The sequence below is a fragment of the Cohaesibacter intestini genome (genome assembly GCF_003324485.1).
Taxonomy (GTDB): Bacteria; Pseudomonadota; Alphaproteobacteria; order Rhizobiales; family Cohaesibacteraceae; genus Cohaesibacter; species Cohaesibacter intestini.
This window is the reverse complement of record NZ_QODK01000005.1, coordinates 70,026-89,623: the sequence shown is the minus strand read 5'-3', so window position 1 is coordinate 89,623 and position 19,598 is coordinate 70,026. Positions and strand designations below refer to the sequence as shown.

The 19,598-nt window shown below is 54.5% G+C and carries 14 protein-coding genes; 7 read left to right on the top strand and 7 right to left on the bottom strand.

Going from position 1 to position 19,598, the window contains the following annotated elements:
* Positions 1–38 precede the first annotated feature (38 nt).
* Positions 39–845 carry a DeoR/GlpR family DNA-binding transcription regulator gene (locus tag DSD30_RS17055; protein ID WP_114010944.1) on the bottom strand — a complete coding sequence of 269 codons (807 nt, stop codon included), beginning with the start codon at positions 843–845 and terminating at the stop codon, positions 39–41.
* A 184-nt stretch (positions 846–1,029) separates the two neighbouring features.
* Here DSD30_RS17055 and DSD30_RS17050 point away from each other — a divergent pair, with 184 nt between their 5' ends.
* The 3 genes from DSD30_RS17050 (at position 1,030) to rhaD (ending at position 5,352) form a co-directional block, all read left to right on the top strand.
* The gene (locus DSD30_RS17050) at positions 1,030–3,132 is read left to right on the top strand and encodes a bifunctional rhamnulose-1-phosphate aldolase/short-chain dehydrogenase (RefSeq protein ID WP_114011128.1); all 2,103 of its coding nucleotides are present in this window, start codon (positions 1,030–1,032) and stop codon (positions 3,130–3,132) included.
* 119 nt (positions 3,133–3,251) lie between these two features.
* Complete coding sequence (locus DSD30_RS17045; protein WP_114010943.1) at positions 3,252–4,499, top strand: L-rhamnose isomerase; 1,248 nt, start codon at positions 3,252–3,254, stop codon at positions 4,497–4,499.
* Between the two features lie 10 nt (positions 4,500–4,509).
* Complete coding sequence (gene rhaD / locus DSD30_RS17040) at positions 4,510–5,352, top strand: rhamnulose-1-phosphate aldolase (protein WP_157967753.1); 843 nt, start codon at positions 4,510–4,512, stop codon at positions 5,350–5,352.
* Between the two features lie 145 nt (positions 5,353–5,497).
* Here rhaD and DSD30_RS17035 read toward each other — a convergent pair whose 3' ends face one another.
* Positions 5,498–7,444: a methyl-accepting chemotaxis protein gene (locus tag DSD30_RS17035; protein WP_198663011.1), complete on the bottom strand. Its 1,947-nt coding sequence runs from the start codon at positions 7,442–7,444 to the stop codon at positions 5,498–5,500.
* Between the two features lie 666 nt (positions 7,445–8,110).
* Between DSD30_RS17035 and gcvA the strand changes: the two genes are divergently transcribed.
* Both gcvA and DSD30_RS17020 read left to right on the top strand, forming a co-directional pair.
* The gene (gene gcvA / locus DSD30_RS17025) at positions 8,111–9,049 is read left to right on the top strand and encodes a transcriptional regulator GcvA (protein ID WP_114010939.1); all 939 of its coding nucleotides are present in this window, start codon (positions 8,111–8,113) and stop codon (positions 9,047–9,049) included.
* A 182-nt stretch (positions 9,050–9,231) separates the two neighbouring features.
* Positions 9,232–9,894 (top strand): FMN-dependent NADH-azoreductase, encoded by a 663-nt coding sequence (locus DSD30_RS17020; protein ID WP_114010938.1) that lies wholly within the window; start codon positions 9,232–9,234, stop codon positions 9,892–9,894.
* A gap of 172 nt (positions 9,895–10,066) precedes the next feature.
* Here the strand turns inward: DSD30_RS17020 and DSD30_RS17015 are convergent, their stop codons facing one another.
* The 5 genes from DSD30_RS17015 to ectA all read right to left on the bottom strand — a co-directional run bounded on the left by DSD30_RS17015 (position 10,067) and on the right by ectA (position 16,286).
* Complete coding sequence (locus DSD30_RS17015; RefSeq protein ID WP_245418522.1) at positions 10,067–12,349, bottom strand: Tex family protein; 2,283 nt, start codon at positions 12,347–12,349, stop codon at positions 10,067–10,069.
* A 180-nt stretch (positions 12,350–12,529) separates the two neighbouring features.
* Positions 12,530–13,966, bottom strand: a complete 1,437-nt coding sequence (locus DSD30_RS17010; RefSeq protein WP_114010937.1) for an aspartate kinase — start codon at positions 13,964–13,966, stop codon at positions 12,530–12,532.
* Positions 13,967–13,996: 30 nt separating this feature from the next.
* On the bottom strand, positions 13,997–14,401 hold the full coding sequence (locus DSD30_RS17005) for an ectoine synthase (RefSeq protein WP_114010936.1): 405 nt from the start codon (positions 14,399–14,401) through the stop codon (positions 13,997–13,999).
* 4 nt (positions 14,402–14,405) lie between these two features.
* Positions 14,406–15,692 carry a diaminobutyrate--2-oxoglutarate transaminase gene (gene ectB, locus DSD30_RS17000; RefSeq protein WP_114010935.1) on the bottom strand — a complete coding sequence of 429 codons (1,287 nt, stop codon included), beginning with the start codon at positions 15,690–15,692 and terminating at the stop codon, positions 14,406–14,408.
* A gap of 63 nt (positions 15,693–15,755) precedes the next feature.
* Positions 15,756–16,286, bottom strand: a complete 531-nt coding sequence (gene ectA / locus DSD30_RS16995; RefSeq protein WP_114010934.1) for a diaminobutyrate acetyltransferase — start codon at positions 16,284–16,286, stop codon at positions 15,756–15,758.
* Between the two features lie 247 nt (positions 16,287–16,533).
* Here ectA and DSD30_RS16990 point away from each other — a divergent pair, with 247 nt between their 5' ends.
* Positions 16,534–17,010, top strand: a complete 477-nt coding sequence (locus DSD30_RS16990) for a MarR family winged helix-turn-helix transcriptional regulator (protein ID WP_114011126.1) — start codon at positions 16,534–16,536, stop codon at positions 17,008–17,010.
* A 329-nt stretch (positions 17,011–17,339) separates the two neighbouring features.
* Entirely contained in the window at positions 17,340–19,403 is a 2,064-nt protein-coding gene (locus tag DSD30_RS16980; protein WP_245418521.1) for a putative bifunctional diguanylate cyclase/phosphodiesterase, read from the top strand.
* Positions 19,404–19,598: the final 195 nt, after the last annotated feature.

The following is a 19,598-nucleotide window of genomic DNA, read 5'->3' as shown; positions in this document are numbered from 1 at the left end:
TGCCGGCCCTCCCAGGTCCGGCGCGTCAAACCATCAGGCTACCCTCCTTCGGTCGCCCTTTCTTTCGCAGTTCCTGATTGCGCAACAATCAGGGTAATATCAGCCTGTTCGAGCATGTTCGCCGCCGCATCCGGAATCCGATCATCGGTGATGACCGTCGAGATCCGGTCCAGCGGACACAGGATCAGACTGGATCTTGCCTGAAATTTTGAAGAATCCACCAGAACGATCAGTTCGTCCGCCTGACCAATCAGTTTCTGTTCGGCCTGAATCAGCAGCGGGTCGGTCTCCATCAGACCAAGCGGTCCGAGGCCCTTGGCCCCCATGAACATCCGCTTGGCATAGAAGTTCCGTGTCACGTCATTATCGAACGGGCTGAGAATAATATTCTGCTCGCGATAGATCGCGCCGCCGGACAGCATAATGGTGTTTTTCGAGTGTTTGAGCAGGTGCTCGGCAATGGGGAAAGAGTTGGTGAAGACCTGCAGTCGCATGGAGGCGAGCGGATGAACCATCTGGAAGGTGGTGGTGCCTCCATTGATGATGATCGGGTCTCCATCCTCACACAATTCGACGGCCTTTTGTGCGATCGCTCTCTTTTGATGGATATTGATTGTTTCATTGACGGAAAAGGGGCGACCTGCCAGCCCGACAAATTCTGGTGGATGGATCGATTCCGCTCCACCCCGCACACGGCGCAGCTTCTTCTGCAAATGAAGCGTCGCAATGTCCCGGCGAATGGTCGCTTCCGATGCTTCGGTTAACGTCACCATTTCCTGAACTGTTACGACCGGTCGCTCCTGTACGGCTGACAGGATGACTCGATGGCGCTCTTTTTCGTGCATTTTTCTCTCCCTGATTGTCAACTTTTCACCTAAAACAATCATTGTCAATCAAAAATATTGGAAAATGGGCTTCATCTGATCATCTTCGAGTGTATATGATCGTTTTTGATTGACAATGATTCTTGCGCAAAGCAAAGTCGATGCGAAAAAGCATCTGGCTGAATGGCCGTCAAGGGAGGATGACATGCCTAACAACAATGATGATCTGCGGCTGACGCTCCAATGGGAGGAGGCGGCTGCATCCGGGATGACCCAATCCGAGCTTTTGCTTTACCGCTCCAACCTTCTCGGCTCGGACAAACGCATTACCAATTATGGCGGCGGCAACACATCGGCCAAAGTGATCGAGACCGATCCACTGACCGGCGAAGCGGTGGAAATTCTCTGGGTCAAGGGTTCGGGAGGGGATGTCGGCACCATCAAGATGGATGGTTTCGCCACGCTCTATATGGAGAAACTCCATGCCCTCAAGGGGCTGTATCGCGGCCCCGAGTTTGAAGATGAAATGGTCGGCTACCTGCCGCATTGCACCTTCAATCTCAATCCCCGCGCCGCCTCGATTGATACCCCCCTTCATGCCTATGTACCCAAAAAGCATGTCGACCATATGCATCCTGATGCGGTGATTGCCATTGCGGCCACGGCTGACAGTCGCGAGATCACCCGCAAGATCTACGGCGATGAGATCGGCTGGCTGCCATGGAAACGTCCCGGCTATGAGCTGGGGCTGTGGTTGGAAAAATTTTGCCTTGAAAATCCCGATGCCAAAGGGGTGGTGCTGGAAAGTCACGGCCTGTTCACCTGGGCCGATGATGCCAAGACCTGTTATGAGACCACCGTCGAGATGATCAACCGGGCCATCGACTGGTTTGCAAAGGAAACCGCCGCCACACCGGCCTTTGGGGGAGCCCGGCATCAGCCCCTGTCTGCCAATGAGCGCAAGGTGGTGGCGGGGCGCCTGATGCCTGCCATTCGTGGCATGGTCAGTGGCAAGCAGCCAATGGTCGGGCATTTCGATGATGGTGAGGCTGTGCTGGACTTCGTCTGTGCCAACCAGATGCCGCAACTTGCGGCATTGGGTACGAGTTGTCCCGATCATTTTCTCAGAACCAAGATCAAGCCGTTGATCGTGGATTTTGATCCGGCCGCTCCTGATCTGGAGGCCGCTCTTGCAGGACTTGAGAGCTCCGTATCCGCTTATCGCGAGGACTATGCTGCCTATTACGAGCGCTGCAAGCATGATGACAGTCCTGCGCTGCGGGACCCCAATGCCGTGGTCTATCTTGTCCCCGGTGTTGGCATGATCACCTTTGCCAAGGACAAGGCAACTGCCCGGATTTCCGGTGAGTTCTATGTCAATGCCATCAATGTCATGCGTGGCGCGTCCAGTGTCTCGACCTATTGTGGTTTGCCCGAGCAGGAAGCCTTCGATATTGAATATTGGTTGCTTGAGGAGGCCAAACTCCAGCGCATGCCAAAGCCCAAGAGCCTTGCGGGCAAGATCGCTCTTGTGACTGGCGGGGCTGGCGGCATTGGCAGCGCAACGGCCGAGCGATATCTCCAGGAAGGGGCCTGTGTCATTCTGGCCGATATCGATGAGGGGGCTGTGCGGGCAACCGCCGAGCAGCTGGCCTTGCGCTATTCGCCCGATGTCGTGCGCTCTGTGGTGATGGATGTGACCAGCGAGGCTGCGGTCGAGGCGGCCTATGGGCAGGTTGCCCTTCACTATGGTGGCCTTGATATTCTGGTGTCCAATGCAGGCATCGCCTCTTCGGCTCCGATCGAGGATACCACGCTCGACTTGTGGAACCGGAATATGTCGATCTTGTCGACTGGTTATTTCCTCGTTTCGCGGGCTGCCTTCAGACTGATGAAGGCGCAGACGATTGGCGGCTCCATTGTGTTCATTGCTTCGAAGAATGGTCTTGCTGCATCCCCGAATGCCTCGGCCTACTGCACCGCCAAGGCATCCGAGATCCATCTCGCCCGCTGTCTGGCGCTGGAAGGGGCGCCTGACGGGATCCGGGTGAATGTGGTCAATCCGGATGCGGTGCTGCGCGGCAGTCGGATCTGGGAAGGGGAGTGGCTGGAGCAACGCGCCTCGACATATGGCACTGACAAAGAGGGGCTGGAAGACATGTATCGTCAGCGCTCGATGCTGAAGCGTTCGGTTCTGCCTGAGGATATCGCCGAGGCAGCCTATTTCTTCGCATCCGAGATTTCGGCCAAGTCGACGGGGAACATCATCAATGTCGACGCTGGCAACAAGGAGGCCTTCACACGCTGAGCCCAAAGCTGGCGCAGCCAATGGCGAGTCTGGGGCAGGCGGTCCTCTGACACACCTATCAGGATCAGATACATCACTTTAAGATCGCGGGGCGCAAGACGCGTCACGAAGGAGGAAATATGACAACCGGTTCCTATGAGGCAGCAAAATCCCAGTTTGCCGACTGGGGCGTCGATACCGAAGCAACCCTCGCTCAGCTGGCCACCATTCCAATCTCTGTCCATTGCTGGCAGGGGGATGATGTGGTCGGGTTTGAAAAGCAGACCGGGACGTCCGGTGGGGGTATTCAGGCGACGGGCAATCATCCCGGTCGCGCCCGCACGCCGGACGAGTTGCGGGCCGATCTGGACTTTGCCTATGCGCATATTCCCGGCACCCACCGCCTTAATCTTCATGCCTGCTATATGGACACTGAAGAGACACCGGATCGTGACGAGATCGAGTATCACCATTTTACGTCCTGGGTCGACTGGGCTAAGGATTTGGGGATCGGGCTTGATTTCAATCCCACCTTCTTTGCGCATGCCAAGGCGGATGACAATCTGACCCTCTCACATCCGGATCAGGGCATTCGTGACTTCTGGATCGAGCATGGGCGCCGGACACGCGAAATCGCGGCCCGTATGGGCGAGAAACTCGGCTCGGCAGCGGTCAACAATATCTGGGTGCCTGATGGCTACAAGGATATTCCGGTGGATCGCCTCAAGGAGCGGCTGCGGCTGGAGGCATCGCTCGACGCGATTCTGGCCACGCCGTTTGACAAGTCCCAAATGCTGGATGCGGTCGAATCCAAACTGTTTGGCATTGGAGTCGAGGCCTGCACAATCGGCAGCCATGAATTCTATTTGGGCTATGCAATCCGCAAGGGGACCGTGCTGTGCCTTGATATGGGGCATTTCCATCCAACCGAGAATGTGGCGGACAAGCTGTCCTCCGTCTCCCTGTCCGTCGACGAGATCCTGCTGCATGTCTCGCGTCCGATGCGCTGGGACAGCGATCATGTCATTCTGCTCAATGACGATATTCTCGCCATGGCGCAGGAGCTTGTTTTTGGTGATCTGTTGGGGCGCACCCATATCGGGCTCGACTGGTTCGATGCAACCATTTCTCGGACTGCGGCCTGGGTCATCGGAACGCGCAACATGCAAAAGGCACTGTGCCGGGCGCTTCTGATGCCGCAACAGCCTCTGAAGGCTGCCGAAGAAGCGCTTGACTTTACGACGCGGCTGCTTTTGACCGAGGAGCTGAAGGATCTGCCATTTTCTGCGGTTTGGGCTGAATTCTGTCGCCGGATGGATGTGCCCGTCGGGGCGGCTCTGATTTCGGATCTGAATGCCTATCAAGCCAGTGTCGCATCGCGCGGATAAGGAGCGTTTCGTGAATACATTCACCCACACCATTTCCTTCGTGAAGGAAGCTGCCCGACTGCTGCATCTCTGCTGGGAATATGGCTGGAACGAAGCCAATGGCGGTAATCTGTCCTGGCGGCTGCCGACAGGTGAAATCGAGCAAATTCTTGCACGTCATTATCCTGAACTCAAGCCCGGGGAGCCTGTCGCCGCGCCGATCAACGAACCCGAGCTTGACGGAGAATATTTTCTGGTCACCGGGTCGGGCCAGTTTTTCCGGCATGCGCTGGATCGCCCCAATCAGGTTTTGGGCATTGTCCAGATTGTTGAGGGCGGGACCGCCTACCGTCATGTCTGGGGCTTTTCATCCGGGGCCAAACCGACCTCGGAATTTGCAACCCATCTCGTGGCTCATGCGGTGCGCAAGAAAAAATCCGGGGACAGAGAGCGGATCATTCTGCATTCCCATTTGCCTGAGTTCATTGCGTTGTCCTTTCTTGAGCCGCTGGACAGCCGCGCCTTGTCGCTTGCCTTGTGGACCAAGATGCCGGAATGCGTCGTGATCTTTCCTGACGGGGTCCGTGTGGTGCCGTTTCTTGTGCCCGGCACGGTGGCCATCGCCGAAGCCTCCACTGCGGAGCTTGAGAAAAGCCGGGTGATCTCATGGAGCCATCACGGTATCTTTGTCTCGGAGGAAAATCCCGACAAGGTGTTTGCTCTGGTGGAAACCATTGAGAAGGCGGCCTCCATTCACCGCAAGGTTCTGGCCGCTGGCGGCCCGAAGCAGCAGCTGAGCGTTCAGGATCTTAAAGACCTGTCGGCACAATTCGCGTCGATTATGGTTTGTCAGCCAGATCTTCTGGATGGCTGACCGATCCGGGCACCCGAGCAATTGTACGTCAAATGCCTATGCCGCCAAGACAGCCCTGATGCTGATGGCGGCATAGAGCCGGATTTACCCTTCAGTGCCTCCCTCGAATTGCTGGAGACTTGGGTGCAGGGCATGATTTAAATCGTTATGCCGCGCGAACCTGTTCGATGAACTTGTCTACTTCTGCCCTTAGCATTTCCGATTGCTCAGCCAACTCTTCTGAGGATGCGAGAACCTGACTGGATGCCCCGCCGGCCTCTTGCGACGCCTTGTTCACCTCGAAGATATTCTGGTTGACGAGTTCGGTGCCTTTAGCGGCCTGATGAATGTTGCCCGAGACCTCGTTGATGGCGACATTCTGCTCTTCCATGGCGGCTGCGATGGCAGCCGAGATCTCATTGAGATGCTGAATGACATGGCTGACTTCATCCATGGAAGCCGATGATTGTCTGGTCGCATTCTGCACTTCAGAAATCTGGGCTGAAATTTCTTCGGTGGCCTTGGCGGTTTGACCTGCCAGAGCCTTCACTTCTCCCGCCACGACGGCAAATCCTTTGCCTGCCTCGCCTGCTCTTGCGGATTCGATCGTTGCGTTGAGTGCAAGAAGGTTGGTTTGTTCCGCAATGGTTGAAATCATCTCGACCACCTTGCCGATGTTTGATGCTGTCTCGGACAGAACAGCCATTTGCTGACTGGTGCTGCCAACCTTGGCGACGGCTTCGGATGCCGACTTGGATGCTGTCGCGACTTGTTGGGCAATTTCCGCGATGGTGCTGGTCATTTCCTCGGTGGCTGTGGCGATGGTCTGGACGCTGCTGGTGGTCTGTTGCGAGGCGGTTGCTACCTGTGTCGCCTGCTCTAGGGTCAGCTCGCTCATGTCGGTCATGGATTTGGCACTGGCATTGAGCTCCACAGAATTGGACGAGACGGCCTGAACGATGGATCCGACTTGTTGTTCGAACTCGTCTGCCAGTTGCATCATGAGTTTGTGTTTGTCTTCTTCGGCCTTGCGTTTCATCTCCTGTTGCTCGGCTTCAAGCTGTTTGGCCTTGATGATATTCTGCTTGAAGACGTCGACCGTCGCAGCCATCATGCCAATCTCATCCTGTCTGCCGTATCCCGGAATGTCCCCCTCGATATCGTCGTTGGCCAGACGTTTCATGGAGGATGTCAGATCATTGACGGGTTTGGTGATGCCACGGGCGATGACGATTGCAAAGAGGCCACCAACCGCAACAGCAATGGCGGCGATGATCATCAATTGATATTCCGCGCTGGTCAGGCTGGCATAGACCTGTTCACGTATGCGCTTCTCGTCGCGGTCTGCGGAGGTGGATGTCGCCAGAGCAGAAGAGAAGATTGTATCTGTGCTTTTGTCCAGTTTGCCGGTCAGAATGGCATTGCGGTTCAAGATCACCGCGGTCAGTTCCTTTGCTGCCGCCTCATATTCTCCTGCCAGAACCGATGTGTCTTGCTGAAGTTTGCGTCTTTGAGGATCGTTGAGTGATTGCCGTAACTCTTGAAGAGACTGATTGAAATTGGTCAGTTCCGTTTGCACCCGCTTTGCCGCTTCCTTGCTGTTATCGTCAAGAAACTTCATGACGAAGAGGCGTGCCAGAAGAAGATGTTCTTGCGCATCACCAGCAAAACTTGCAGACTCGAAATCGCCAGCCTTGAAGGCTCCTTCGCGGATAGATGTCAAATTCTCACGCATTTTCAGTCCCTTGGGGCCAAGCGTGTTGTAAACGAGATCATTCCGCTGGTTGATCAAACCCGACACTTCTGCAAAGCCGGATTTGTAGCTATCCAGAGATGCGGCAATCTCGTTCAGATGAGCAACCCGTTCGGGATTTTTGATCGCACTCTGCGCCTTGTCCATCAGCGACTGGACCGTTTTCATCTGTTGATTGAAGGACGCTTTTTCCGCGTCTCCCGAGGTGGAGGAATAGTTCTTCTGAGCCAGTTGTGCCTTGATGACCTCGGTGTTCAGGTTGTCAACTAGATTGGCATCCGTTGCCATCTCGCTATAGGCATCAAACTGACTTGCCTGATCGCGAAAGGCAAAGATGCCCAGCAATGATATTGTGATCATCAAGAAGATTTGAACCAAAAAACCACCATAGATTCTCTGCCCGATCATAAAGCGAGACAGGAAATTGGGTTGCGCAACCATTCCTTGACTGGATGGGCTTGGTGTGTGGTTTTGCATGTTTTGGGTTCGCATGACTATTTCTTTCGAAGGTATGGGGATGTCAGTCTGAATTAGCACTTTGCAAGAAATATTTTTGAATAATATGGTTAACAGATCGTAAATACATAGTATTGGACAAATATTTCTATTTAATTTTTATTTTTTTACGGCGGTTGAAAAATAATTATATTTCGAATGTCGAAGCAATACTTTGTTTTGAGCGATTGTGTTTGATTTTTCGTCGTCGGAGGATTGCTGTGGCTGCTGTTCGTATGTTGCATCCCTATTTTGTCCGGATTGCTTCATGCCGCCGGGCTGGACTGTGCTCGACTGTTCTGAACTGGATTGGGTTATGCCATTCGATCCTGCAGTGTTTTATTTCTTGGTTGGAGTGTTGAGCTTTTCAAAGGATCTGGTGACGGCAATGCATCCGTCAGGCAATGGCTTTCTTGTTGACTTTGGATATTGTCACCTCATGGCTGAAAATTTGAGCCACGCAAGCGGACGCAATATAGTAGGCTAGAGGGCGAACCGTGCGGGTCAGTCAGAGGGGTGGGTTTCAGAAAAATGGCGAAGATACCGTCCTTGAAAAGCATTCAGGCCTTTGAGGCCGCTTGTCGACACTTAAGCTTCAAAGATGCGGCTGACGAGCTATGCGTCACACCAACTGCAATCTCTCATCAAATCAAATCGCTTGAAGAGCAGCTTGGTGTTCGGTTGTTTCACCGCCTGACCCGAGCTTTGGAGTTGACCGAAGACGGAGCCAATTATGCCCCTTACATTGTTGCTGCATTCAAGAATTTCGAAGCAGCCTCTCTGGCGCTTGAAGAGGATGTGCTCGAAGGGTCTTTGACCATTTCAACGACGGGATCCTTTGCTGCCAATTGGCTTAGTCCGAGGCTGCGCGATTTTTACGAGAAATATCCGGGCATTTCGGTCAGGCTCTTGTCCAGTGATGCGCTGGTGGACTTCAAATCAGGCGGTGTCGATGTCGCTATTCGCTATGGGTATGGGGACTATCCCGACTGTCATGTGGCGTGGGTTTTGAATGACCGGGTCGCACCCGTCTGCAGTCCGGAAAAAGCACCATCGCTGACCGCTCCAGAGGATCTCTTGACGTCCCGGCTGATCGAATATCAGTGGAGCGGATTTTCTGATGTGGATCCAAGTTGGCAAGACTGGGTCGAAGCTGTCGGGCTGACCGGCGCAAGCGTGGAGCCTTACGTTACCTATTCGGAGGAGCATATTTGCCTTTTGACGGCCAGCGATGGCCACGGTGTGGCTTTGGTCAGTTTGCTGGCGGCTGCGCGTTTTCTGGAAAGAGACATGCTGGTTGCTCCCTTTGATACAGCTCTGGACAACAAAAGCTATTATCTGGTTTGTCCGGCAACCCATGCAAATCGTGCCCGGGTGCGTGTGTTCAGAGAATGGCTTCTGGATCAGGCCGATGCGTTTCGCGATAGCACCGTTGGTCAAAGATTTTTTGAAAATCAAGAAACCGCGTAATGCCGCCATTCCTCCCCGGATTGTCGCCACTATCCAAGACTTCGTACGCCCAGCATATGATCCTCCAAAGCCCCATCGGACGGATGAGTTTCATTCAGCTGAGCGAGAAATCTCTTCATTTGTGAGAGCCTGCTGGTTGCTTCACCCTGACGAAGAATATTTCATTTCGAACAGGTGAGACAATGACCACAATCTTGAGAATAGACGCCAGTGTGCGTCGCACTGACAATAGTGTTGAAGCCTATAACTCCATATCCCGTTCCCTTGCTGATGGCTTTGTCGAGGAATGGAAAAGGGTTGAGCCAGACGTTGAGATAATCCTGCGTGATGTTGGCATGAATCCTCCGGACTTCATTTCCAACGACTGGATCGCCTCCGTTTTTACCCCAGAAGAAAAGCGCACAGATGCACAACGAGCCTTGGTGAGCCTCTCGGACAGACTGATCGACGAGATTGATCGCGCTGATATTCTGCTGATTTCCTCGCCGATGTATAATTATGGCATGCCGGCGGCACTGAAAGCCTGGTTTGATCAGGTTGTTCGGGTCAACAAGACCTTTACGTTTGATCTGGCGCGCGGCGATTTTCCGCTCGAACCTGTCTTTTCGGGCAAGACGCTGGTGCTGCTGACCTCAGCCGGGGAGTTCGGATTTGAAAAGGGAGGCATTCGGCACGGGTCGGGGCATTTGTCCAACCATATTGACACCCTGCGCAAATATCTGGGGGCCGAAGAGATGTTTGAGGCGGCAGCGGAATATCAGGAATTTGCGGACGAACGCCACAAAGCATCTGTCGCTTCAGCCCACGCTTGTGCAAGAGACATTGCGCGTAAGCTTGTCGGGTGAGGGGCGTGCTGGGAGGAGATTTTGGCACACCGCACAACCGGCAATGCATACAGAGCGAACGGATAAGGGGACAGGCTTTGCGGCCCATCTCCTTATCTGGTTCTTATCTGGTCCTTATCTGGCTCTTGTCTGGTTTCATCTGACCACTGTCAGTCAGAAGGCCGGCTTTTTGCTACTTGCGAAATGCCTTGGCCAGCGCCTCCCCCAATTGTCCCATGCCATCGCTTTTGCTTTGTGTTTTGGCTGGTTTGTTGTCGCGTTGTCGGGGAGCCGGTTTTTTGCCCCGAACCGGTTCGCCAATTTCGGGGTTTGACTTCATGGACAGGCCAATGCGCTTGGCTTTTACATCAACAGAGGTCACCACAACCTTGACGACCTGCCCTGCCTTGACGACTTTGGAGGGGTCGGAAACATAACTGTCGGACAGCTGCGAGATGTGAACCAGGCCGTCCTGATGGACGCCGATATCAACGAATGCCCCAAAAGCGGCGACATTGGTCACGGTGCCTTCAAGCCTCATGCCAGGGCGCAGATCGGAAATCTCGTTGATGCCTTCCATGAAAGAGGCTGTCTTGAATTCCGGCCGCGGGTCACGACCCGGTTTGCGCAATTCTTCAATGATGTCCTTGATCGTCGGGATGCCAAACTCGCCGGTGACGAATTTTTCCGGGTCCACATCCCTGAGGCTGCTGGCGTCGCCCATAATGTCGCGAAGGTCGCGGCCACAGTCGGCAACAATCTGTTTGGCAACCTTGTAGGCTTCGGGATGCACGGCTGATGAATCGAGCGGCTCAGGTCCCCCGATCACACGCAGGAAGCCGGCGCATTGCGAGAAGGCACGAGGGCCAAGACGCGGGACCGATTTCAGTTCAGACCGCTTGGTGAAGATGCCGTTTTCATCGCGGTAGCTGACAATCATCTCTGCAAGCGATGGGCCGACACCTGCCACATAGGACAGCAGGGCCGGGGAGGCGGTATTCACATCGACACCGACCGAGTTCACCACATCCTCGACGGCACCAGCCAGCGCCCGGGCAAGGCGGGACTGGTCGACATCATGCTGATATTGCCCGACGCCAATCGCCTTGGGATCGATCTTCACCAGTTCGGCAAGCGGATCCTGCAAGCGGCGGGCAATGGACACCGCCCCGCGCAGGGAAACGTCAAGATCGGGAAACTCGCGAGAGGCAAATTCCGAGGCCGAATAGACCGATGCGCCAGCTTCGCTGACAACCACTTTGGTGGGTTTCTGGCCGCTCATTTCCTTGAGCAGCTCGCCGACCAAGGCGTCCGTCTCACGCGAAGCCGTGCCATTGCCGATGGCAATCAGCTCGACGTCAAACTTTCTGACAAGGGCGCCCAGTTCAGCCAGAGTGCCGCGCACATCGTTGCGCGGGGCATAAGGGTACACCGTGCTGGTCGCCAAAAGCTTGCCCGTTGCATCCACGACAGCAACCTTCACGCCGGTGCGGATGCCGGGATCAAGGCCCATGGTGGCCTTCATCCCCGCCGGGGCGGCCATCAGAAGCGCTTTGAGATTGGTGACAAAGACGTCAATCGCTTCTTTTTCGGCCCGTTCGCGCATCTCGGAGCGCATTTCCGAAATCAGCCTTGTGGTGAATTTCACCTTCCAAGTCCAGTCGATGACCTTGTCAAGAAAGACACTGCCGCGCGGCACCTCGTTGTCATTGAGGATTGCCGATTTGGCAAAAGTGACGGTCTCGTCATCAAACTCGACATCAACGAACAACATTTCGGCTTCCTGCCCGCGCAGCATGGCCAGAATGCGATGTCCGGGTGCCTTGGCCCAGTTTTCCGTATGGTCGAAATAGTCCGCGAACTTGTTGCCTGCTTCTTCCTTGCCTGCGACAACCGTCGCCCGCAGCCGGGCCGACTTCTTGGCGACAGGGCGGATCTTTGCAGCCGTATCCGGGTGATGGGAAAATTGTTCCGACAGGATATCCCGCACACCATCCAGAGCGGCTTTGACGCTTGGGACTGTCTCGCCCAGATACGGGCTGGCCAAGGCTTCGGGGTCGCTTTGTGGCTGAGCCAGAATCGCTTCGGCCAAAGGCTGCAGGCCGTTATCGATTGCCTTTTGCGCTTTGGTTTTCAATTTGACGCGATATGGGGCGTGAATGTCTTCGAGCTCGGCCTTCGTCGTCGCCTTGCCAAGGCGGGCGAGAATGTCATCTGTTAGCTTGCCTTGCGCTTCGATGGCTGATTTGACAGCCTCGCGCCGCTTCGAGAAGTCACGCAGATATAGGAGCCGCTCATCCAGTTTGCGCAACTGCACATCATCAAGCCCGCCGGTCACTTCTTTTCGATACCGAGCAATGAACGGGATGGTGTCGCCATTGTCTATCAGCTCGACAGCGGCGATGACCTGTTTGACCTGACAGCCAATTTCAGCGGCGATCAGATTTGGAATGGACATTTCTTCGATCAAATTCATCATCCGAATCTTGGTTGGTTCGCGCTGATATTGATGCATTTGCGAACCATATGAAAGCGGAATAGATGAGGCCTTGCGCATCGTGCAAGGCTGCCGAAGGGAAAAAAGTGCGACAGCCTTGGGACAAATGACCGAACAACCCGCCTCAAGGAGTGAGGCGTTTGACCGCGAGAGAAGGGGTCAAGCCGCGCTTTTCAGGTGGCTGGCTTTTGAGGTGCCAATCAGCGTCTCATGAAGGGCAACCACTGTGTCCCCGGCAGCCTCTTGCGGTACGACAAACTGAATGTCGACATTGCGCGGCGACTGTTGTGCTGCCAGCACATCGATGCCGGCCTTTTCCAGCGCTACCAAGCCCTTGCTGAAGGCCTTCAGCCCGGTAAGATCGCGCCCGATCGCTGAGACGATTGAAACGTTGCGGATGCTGACCTGAGCAGAAGGGAAGGTTGCTTCCAGATCCGATACCACCCGCCGCACTGTCTTCAATGGAGCTTCAACATAGTGGGTAATGGCGTTGGCATTCGAGGTTTTCGAAGCAATGCGCACTTTGTGGCGCTTGAGGCAAGCCAGCACCTCGGCGTCATAGCCTTTGACACCGACCATATCCTGCTCAAACAATTCCAGCGCCACAACATTTAGCCCGGTGATGATTTCTACCGCAGGGCTGTCCGCTGGCTGATCGTCAATGAGTGTGCCCGGATCGGACGGCTCAAAGGCATTGGTGACACGCAGGGCGACCTGCGCTTGGCGCAAGGTCTTTGCCGCATTGGGGTGAATGGCTTCCATGCCCATATTGGAGAGCTGATCCGCCACATCGTAATTCGTGTGACCAAGCTTGCGCACCGTGTCGACGCCAACCAGCGCGGGATCGGCGGACGAGAGGTGGAATTCCTTGTGAATGATCGCTTCTTCTGCGCCGGTATAGGCGGCAATGTTGGAAAAAGTGACTTCGGAATAGCCGCGGTCATATTCGCGCATCAAGCCTTCGCGGCATTGTGCATAGCCCGTCACGATGGGCAGTTCCGTCGCCAGATCCACATCCTTGAAAGCGCCGGCAATGCGTTCTTGCAAGCTGCATTCGGTTTCATCGCGCCAACCGCTGAGATCGACAAACCGCGCATTGACCCCGGCGCGTTTGAGCATCAAGGTTGTCACATAAGTGGAATGCGCTTCCCCAAGGCCTGACAGCAGTTCGCGCACGATCATCATCTGGTTGGAAAGCCTGAAATGTCCGTAGGAGCACAGGCGTCTCAGATCGAACAGACAATTGCGCGCGCCTTCGATCCGGTCGCGCACGAAATTTTCGGCCAGTGTGCGATCGGCGGAATTGTGCAAGATTGCATTGTGCCGCTCTGTCATGGCTTTGCTGACGCGGGTGAGGCCATCCAGCCAACTGTGATCATTGTCGTCGTTCGCAAAGAGGGCATAGACGCCCGGATCGCCGGTTTTCTTGTGTTCCAACAGCAAATTGGTGATGCCGCCAAAGGCGGAAACCACGAAAATCCGGTGAAACAGGGCGTCGGCAGCGCGATCGCCGATGATCAGTGTGTCTCGCAGTTCATTGATGCGCGACATGGAGGTGCCGCCAATTTTCTCGACGGTGTGTTTTGGGAAGGTCAAACTATGTCATCCGAGCAATGTCGGAGCCTTTCAAGCTGATTCTAGATCTTCTGCGGCGGCATAGGAGCCATCTTCGCGATGCACTTCCTTGCCGGTTACGGGCGGGTTGAAGCAGCAGGCCATGACCAGCTCTTCCTCTGCTTTGAGGATGTGTCGGTCATGCTTGTCCAGCGCATACATCACACCGGGCTTGATCTCGTGGGTTTCCCCGGTCGCAATATCGGTGATCGACCCGGTTCCCTGCATGCAGAAGACGCTCTCGAAATGGTTCTTATATTCGAAGGTGTGCTCGGAGCCCGCTTGCAAGAATGTAATGTGGAAGGAAAAGCCCATGCCGTCATTCGCCAGAAGCATGCGAATGCTGCTCCATTGGGCATCTGACACCACGCGATCGGGTTGCGTTTTGATGATCTCGTTGAGGTTGCGCACAATCATTGTCTTACTCCGCTGCGTATTTGTGAATGCCCAGCACAGTCTGTGCGGCATCGATGAGAATGTCCAAACCGGATTGAAGCATCTCATCCGGTGTCGTCAGGGGAGCAAGGATCTTGATCACCTCATCCTCTGGCCCAGAGGTCTCGATGATGAGGCCGTTCTGAAAGGCACGGGCGCAAATCTCGCCAGCCAACGCACCACTGCACACATCAACGCCGCGCATCATGCCGCGGCCCTTGAGACGTGCGCCAGGGATCATGTCGGCGATGGCTTGCAAGCCTTGCTCGATCAGTCTGGCTCGGCGGGCAATATCCTGTTCAAAGCTCTTGTCGGTCCAGAATTTTTCAATCGCGGCGCGCGCCGTGACAAAGGCATGGGTGTTGCCGCGAAAGGTGCCGTTATGCTCTGCCGGGCCCATGACGTCATGTTCCGGTTTGACCAAGACGAGCCCCATTGGCAGTCCAAAGCCGGAGATCGATTTGGCCAATGTTACGATGTCAGGGGAAAGCCCGATCTCTTCAAAGGAGAAGAAGCGCCCGGTGCGCCCGCACCCGGCTTGCACATCGTCGATGATTAGCAGCGCACCTGCCTTTTTGGCCATTTTGGCAATGCGGTGCAGCCATTCAGCAGAGGCCGTGTTCAGGCCGCCTTCGCCCTGCACCGTTTCGAGAATGATGGCTGCAGGTGCATCCATTCCTGAAGAGGGATCGGTGAGCATGGCTTCGATGAAAGCTGACGTATCCGCCGGGGCCCCCATGAAACCGTCAAAAGGCATGCGGGTGACATTGTGCAAAGGCACCCCGGATCCCTCGCGGTGATAGCCGTTGCCGGTTGCCGCCAGTGCACCTTGGGTGACACCGTGGAACCCGTTGGTGAAAGCGATCACGTTGGAGCGTCCTGTGACCTTGCGTGCAATCTTCATCGCAGCTTCCACGGCGTTGGCGCCCGTTGGTCCAGTGAACATGATTTTGTGCGACATCTTGCGCGGGGCAAGGATATGCGTCTCAAATGCTTCGATGAACGCGGCTTTGGCATCCGTGTGCATGTCGAGGCCATGGGCAATGCCATCGGCCTGAATATGGTCAATGAGGGCCTGTTTGAGATCGGGGTCGTTGTGCCCATAATTCAAGGAAGAGCAGCCTGCCAGAAAGTCGATGTAGCATGTGCCGTTATGGTCGGTCATCTCTGAACCATTCGCAGAGGTGAACACTGTGTCAAAGCCCCGACAGTAACTGCGCGCTTGCGACTCGCGGCGTGTGAAAATTTCAGTGTTGACGGGTGTTGAAGACATACGGTTTCCTTGGCATTTGAAAAATGAGAAGAGTGCAGGGTTCAGGATTGATGGGGCGATGGTTCAAGCCGCCAGTGCCGCACGCTCGGTGAGCCGGATCGTGACCAGGTTCTCAGTGTCGTGGCGATCCTGAAAGTGCTTCGACTGCGTGTAGTAGGGCTGGATGGCCAACTTGCAGTCCTGACTTTTTGCAAACTTGCCGAACAAGGCCCAGGATGCCTCGTTGTCGGCCGTGATGGTCGTTTGCAGCTTGGTCACGTCTTCGCAGAGCGGCCTGTCGACAATGGACTGCAACATCTTGCTGCCCAGTCCAAGCCCGCGCGCTTTTTCTGCAACTGCGACCTGCCAGACAAATAGTGTGTCTGGCTCATTGGGCATGATGTAGGCTGAAATCCAGCCAACGACTTCGCCTGACTGTTCCGCCAACACACAGGTCTGCGCGAAGTGATCGCATTGCAGCAGGTTGCAGTACATCGAGTTTTCGTCAAGCGGTTGGCAATCCCGAACAAGTTTCCAGATCTCGGCACCATCTTTGGCGCAGGGCGTGCGCAGGACAGGGCGGGGACGGCGCATGTTTTTAGCGGGATGTTGCATATTTGATGAGCTCCTTTTCGCTTTGCGTATCGAACTAACATGGCTGCTTAATAATTTCAACAATCAAAGCAATATAAATTGATTTATGGCGAAAATCGGCCATTTTCGCCGAGTTTCGGGAGATATTTGCGTTTATATGCTTTGATTTTCAAATTAAATAAAGTTTTGCTTTCACAAAGTAATCCAAGTAATATTGCCGTGTTCAAACAAAGTCGTGTTCTTCACCAGTCAGATCATTGGAGGCCACTTGGACCGCATCGACTGCAGCTTGATTGCCCTGAGACGGATTGTGCGTGCGACAGAATTGTTCGGTCGCGAAATCCGACAGTCCAGTGGCGTCACTCCCACCCAGTTTCGTGTTTTGCAAATTGTCGCGGAGCACGGATATGCCACGGCCAAGACCATTTCACTGCGCATGCGCGTCTCGCAGGGCACGGTTACATCTCTGGTAGACAAGCTCGTGCGTGACGGGGTGGCTGTGCGTGAGAAATCCACTCAGGATCGAAGGCAGATCAACATTCTGCTCACGGATGCGGGACGCGCTGTGTTGCGTGATGCGCCTGACCCCTTGCAGCAAAGATTTGTGCGAAAATTCGCAGCCATGGAAGATTGGGAGCAAGCCATGCTGGTGGCCAGCCTTGAGAGGGTGGCCACGATGCTGGATGCAGAGGATATGGACGCCTCTCCGGTGTTGGATACTGGTGAAATAAGACCCACAGAATAAGGTCAGACGGTTTGTTTTGTGTCCGAATTGTCGTCGGCTTCAGAATGCGGCGGTTCCGTTTTGGGGCGTGTCGAATGGCGCTGTTTTGTGCGGGTCTGACGTGGATCTTCCGAACTTTGTCGTTGATGCAGAAAACAAATTTCAAACCGGAAAGCACGTATTTTTCCTAGAATATAAAGGGGATAACAATATTTGCTTTGTACAGATGGGGTCATAATTAACCTCATGAAGGCCCCTTCTGAATGCTAACGGTCCTCAGCTGTATCTATTTTGATCATAATCTCGTTCTTGTGTTGGTCGCGGCCTTAATTTGCCCGGTTGGGGCAACTGTGACGGTGCAACTGCTGCATCGGAGTGTCGTTTCCAGTGATCCGCAAAGGCTTGGCTGGCAGTTTCTGGCGTCTGTTGCCGGGGCTGGCGGAGTTTGGGCAACCCATTTTGTGGCCATGCTGGCCTATGAGCCAGAAGCCCCCGTGTCGTTTGATCCGACGTTGACTATTCTGTCGCTCCTTGTGGCCATGCTCGGTCTTTTCATCAGTTTTGGTGCCTGCAGCCTTGTTGCCAGTCCCGTGTCACGCTGGATTGGTGGTGCCTTGGCTGGCTTGTCATTTGCTGCCATGCATTATGTTGGCATGTTTGCCTATCGTATTGTCGGTTTGGTGGAATGGAATCTCGATTTTGTCTATGTCTCAATCGCTATTCCCGTTGTCTGCAGCTCTGCTGCGACGGCATTGATCTGGCATGAAAAATTTGATCGTCGCCGGTTTTCCGCTGCGGTCGGTCTCTTCGTGTTCGGCATCGTCAGTCTGCATTTTTCTGGCATGACAGCCCTTAGTGTCACGCCTATGAGTCAGTCCTTTTCGGACATTGATTCACAGGCTGTTTCAGCCCTCGCATTGGCCATCACCATTGCTGCGTTGATCATCATCGGTGCAGGTCTGACCAGCTATCTGATCGATAGCAACATGCGGACGACTTCGAACCGCCAGCTTCACCATTTGGCTGTTCATGATGCGCTGACGGGTTTGCCCAATCGAACCGGTTTCCAACATGAACTGATCGAAATGCTCGACTGGCACGAGACATCGAACAACAAACTGGCTGTGGTTTGTATTGACCTGAACCGGTTCAAGGAAGTCAACGATATGCTGGGGCATGTGCATGGCGATGAAGTGTTGCGCGTTGTGGCTCGTCGCTTGCAGGCTCTTCTGACCAATGGCGAGTTTGTTGCCCGCATGGGGGGAGACGAATTTGCGGTGCTCAAGCCTTTTTCCGACAAACAGGAAGTCTTGGCGCTTGCCCGCCGGTTGGGAGAGGCTGTCAGGCAGCCTATCCCGGTTGGGGATTCTGAAACCGCGATTGGTGCAAGTCTGGGGGCCGCGATTTGGCCTGACGATGCGCAGGATCTTGATCAGCTGGCCAAGAATGCTGACATCGCGATGTACTATGCCAAAGACAATATGATTGAGGATCTGTGCTTTTATGACGCCGAAATCGGTGCCGACTTGCGCAGGCGGCGCCAGATGGCTGACGCTTTGAGACAGGCCATGGAGCGGGATGAGCTAACCTTGCATTATCAGGTTCAGACGTCTCTGGGCCCTGAACTTGCGATCCGTGGGTTTGAAGCCTTGTTGCGCTGGACCCATCCCGAAGAAGGCCCCATTTCACCTGCCATTTTCATTCCGATTGCTGAGGAAAGTGGCCTGGTTGGCGCCTTGGGGAAATGGGTGTTGCGCAAAGCCTGCATGGATGCTGTTTCCTGGGATAATTCCTATCGTATTGCGGTGAATGTTTCGGCAGTCCAGTTTGTGGATTCTGATCTGCCACGGCAGGTCCATGAGATATTGCTGGAGACCGGTCTGTCGCCAAGTCGGCTGGAGCTGGAGCTGACGGAAACCGCGCTGGTCAAAGACAAGCTGCGCTCCTTGCATATCATGCGGCAGATCAAGCAACTGGGTGTCGGTATTGCACTGGATGATTTCGGCACGGGCTATTCGTCACTTGAAATCTTGCGGACTTATCCCTTCGACAAAATCAAGCTCGACAAATCCTTCGTCGATGAAATCGAGACGGATATCCAGTCCAAGGCCATCGTGCGCGCTGTGTTGGCTCTGGGTAAGAGCCTTGAGATTCCGGTTCTTGCTGAGGGCATTGAAACCTCGAGCCAGATGGAAATTTTAAGGATCGAAGGATGCAATGAAGGGCAAGGCTATTTGTTGGGGCATCCTCGTCCTCTGACAGAGCTTCTCGCTGAGGGCAAACTGGCGTTCAAAACGGAGCAATCGACCGAAGCTTCGATCGAGAAGCATGGCGGCAATAATGGCTATGGTGCTCGCAACGCACCCTATCGCACCACGGACTTGAAGCGCTTGGTGATGAATGGCATCAAATAGGGTGTTTCGATCAATGTGAGGTGCAGATCCAGATAATGGCAGAGGATCGACTGCTCATTATCCGAAAAGGCGGGACCATCTCTGGCGCCATGACTTTGTTGGTTTGGGGTTGATCGAATGGGTTTCTTTTGGGGCTCATTGCAATGGACTTGCGGAAGCGTCACATGCTTCGTGTTAGATGTGATCAAACCCGAT

Excerpts from the sequence above, each read along its gene's own strand:
- DSD30_RS17055 (WP_114010944.1), bottom strand. The coding sequence starts at position 845 with ATGCACGAAAAAGAGCGCCATCGAGTCATCCTGTCAGCCGTACAGGAG.
- DSD30_RS17050 (WP_114011128.1), top strand. The coding sequence starts at position 1,030 with ATGCCTAACAACAATGATGATCTGCGGCTGACGCTCCAATGGGAGGAG.
- DSD30_RS17045 (WP_114010943.1), top strand. The coding sequence starts at position 3,252 with ATGACAACCGGTTCCTATGAGGCAGCAAAATCCCAGTTTGCCGACTGG.
- DSD30_RS17035 (WP_198663011.1), bottom strand. The coding sequence starts at position 7,444 with ATGATCACAATATCATTGCTGGGCATCTTTGCCTTTCGCGATCAGGCA.
- gcvA (WP_114010939.1), top strand. The coding sequence starts at position 8,111 with ATGGCGAAGATACCGTCCTTGAAAAGCATTCAGGCCTTTGAGGCCGCT.
- DSD30_RS17020 (WP_114010938.1), top strand. The coding sequence starts at position 9,232 with ATGACCACAATCTTGAGAATAGACGCCAGTGTGCGTCGCACTGACAAT.
- DSD30_RS17015 (WP_245418522.1), bottom strand. The coding sequence starts at position 12,349 with ATGAATTTGATCGAAGAAATGTCCATTCCAAATCTGATCGCCGCTGAA.
- DSD30_RS17005 (WP_114010936.1), bottom strand. The coding sequence starts at position 14,401 with ATGATTGTGCGCAACCTCAACGAGATCATCAAAACGCAACCCGATCGC.
- ectB (WP_114010935.1), bottom strand. The coding sequence starts at position 15,692 with ATGTCTTCAACACCCGTCAACACTGAAATTTTCACACGCCGCGAGTCG.
- ectA (WP_114010934.1), bottom strand. The coding sequence starts at position 16,286 with ATGCAACATCCCGCTAAAAACATGCGCCGTCCCCGCCCTGTCCTGCGC.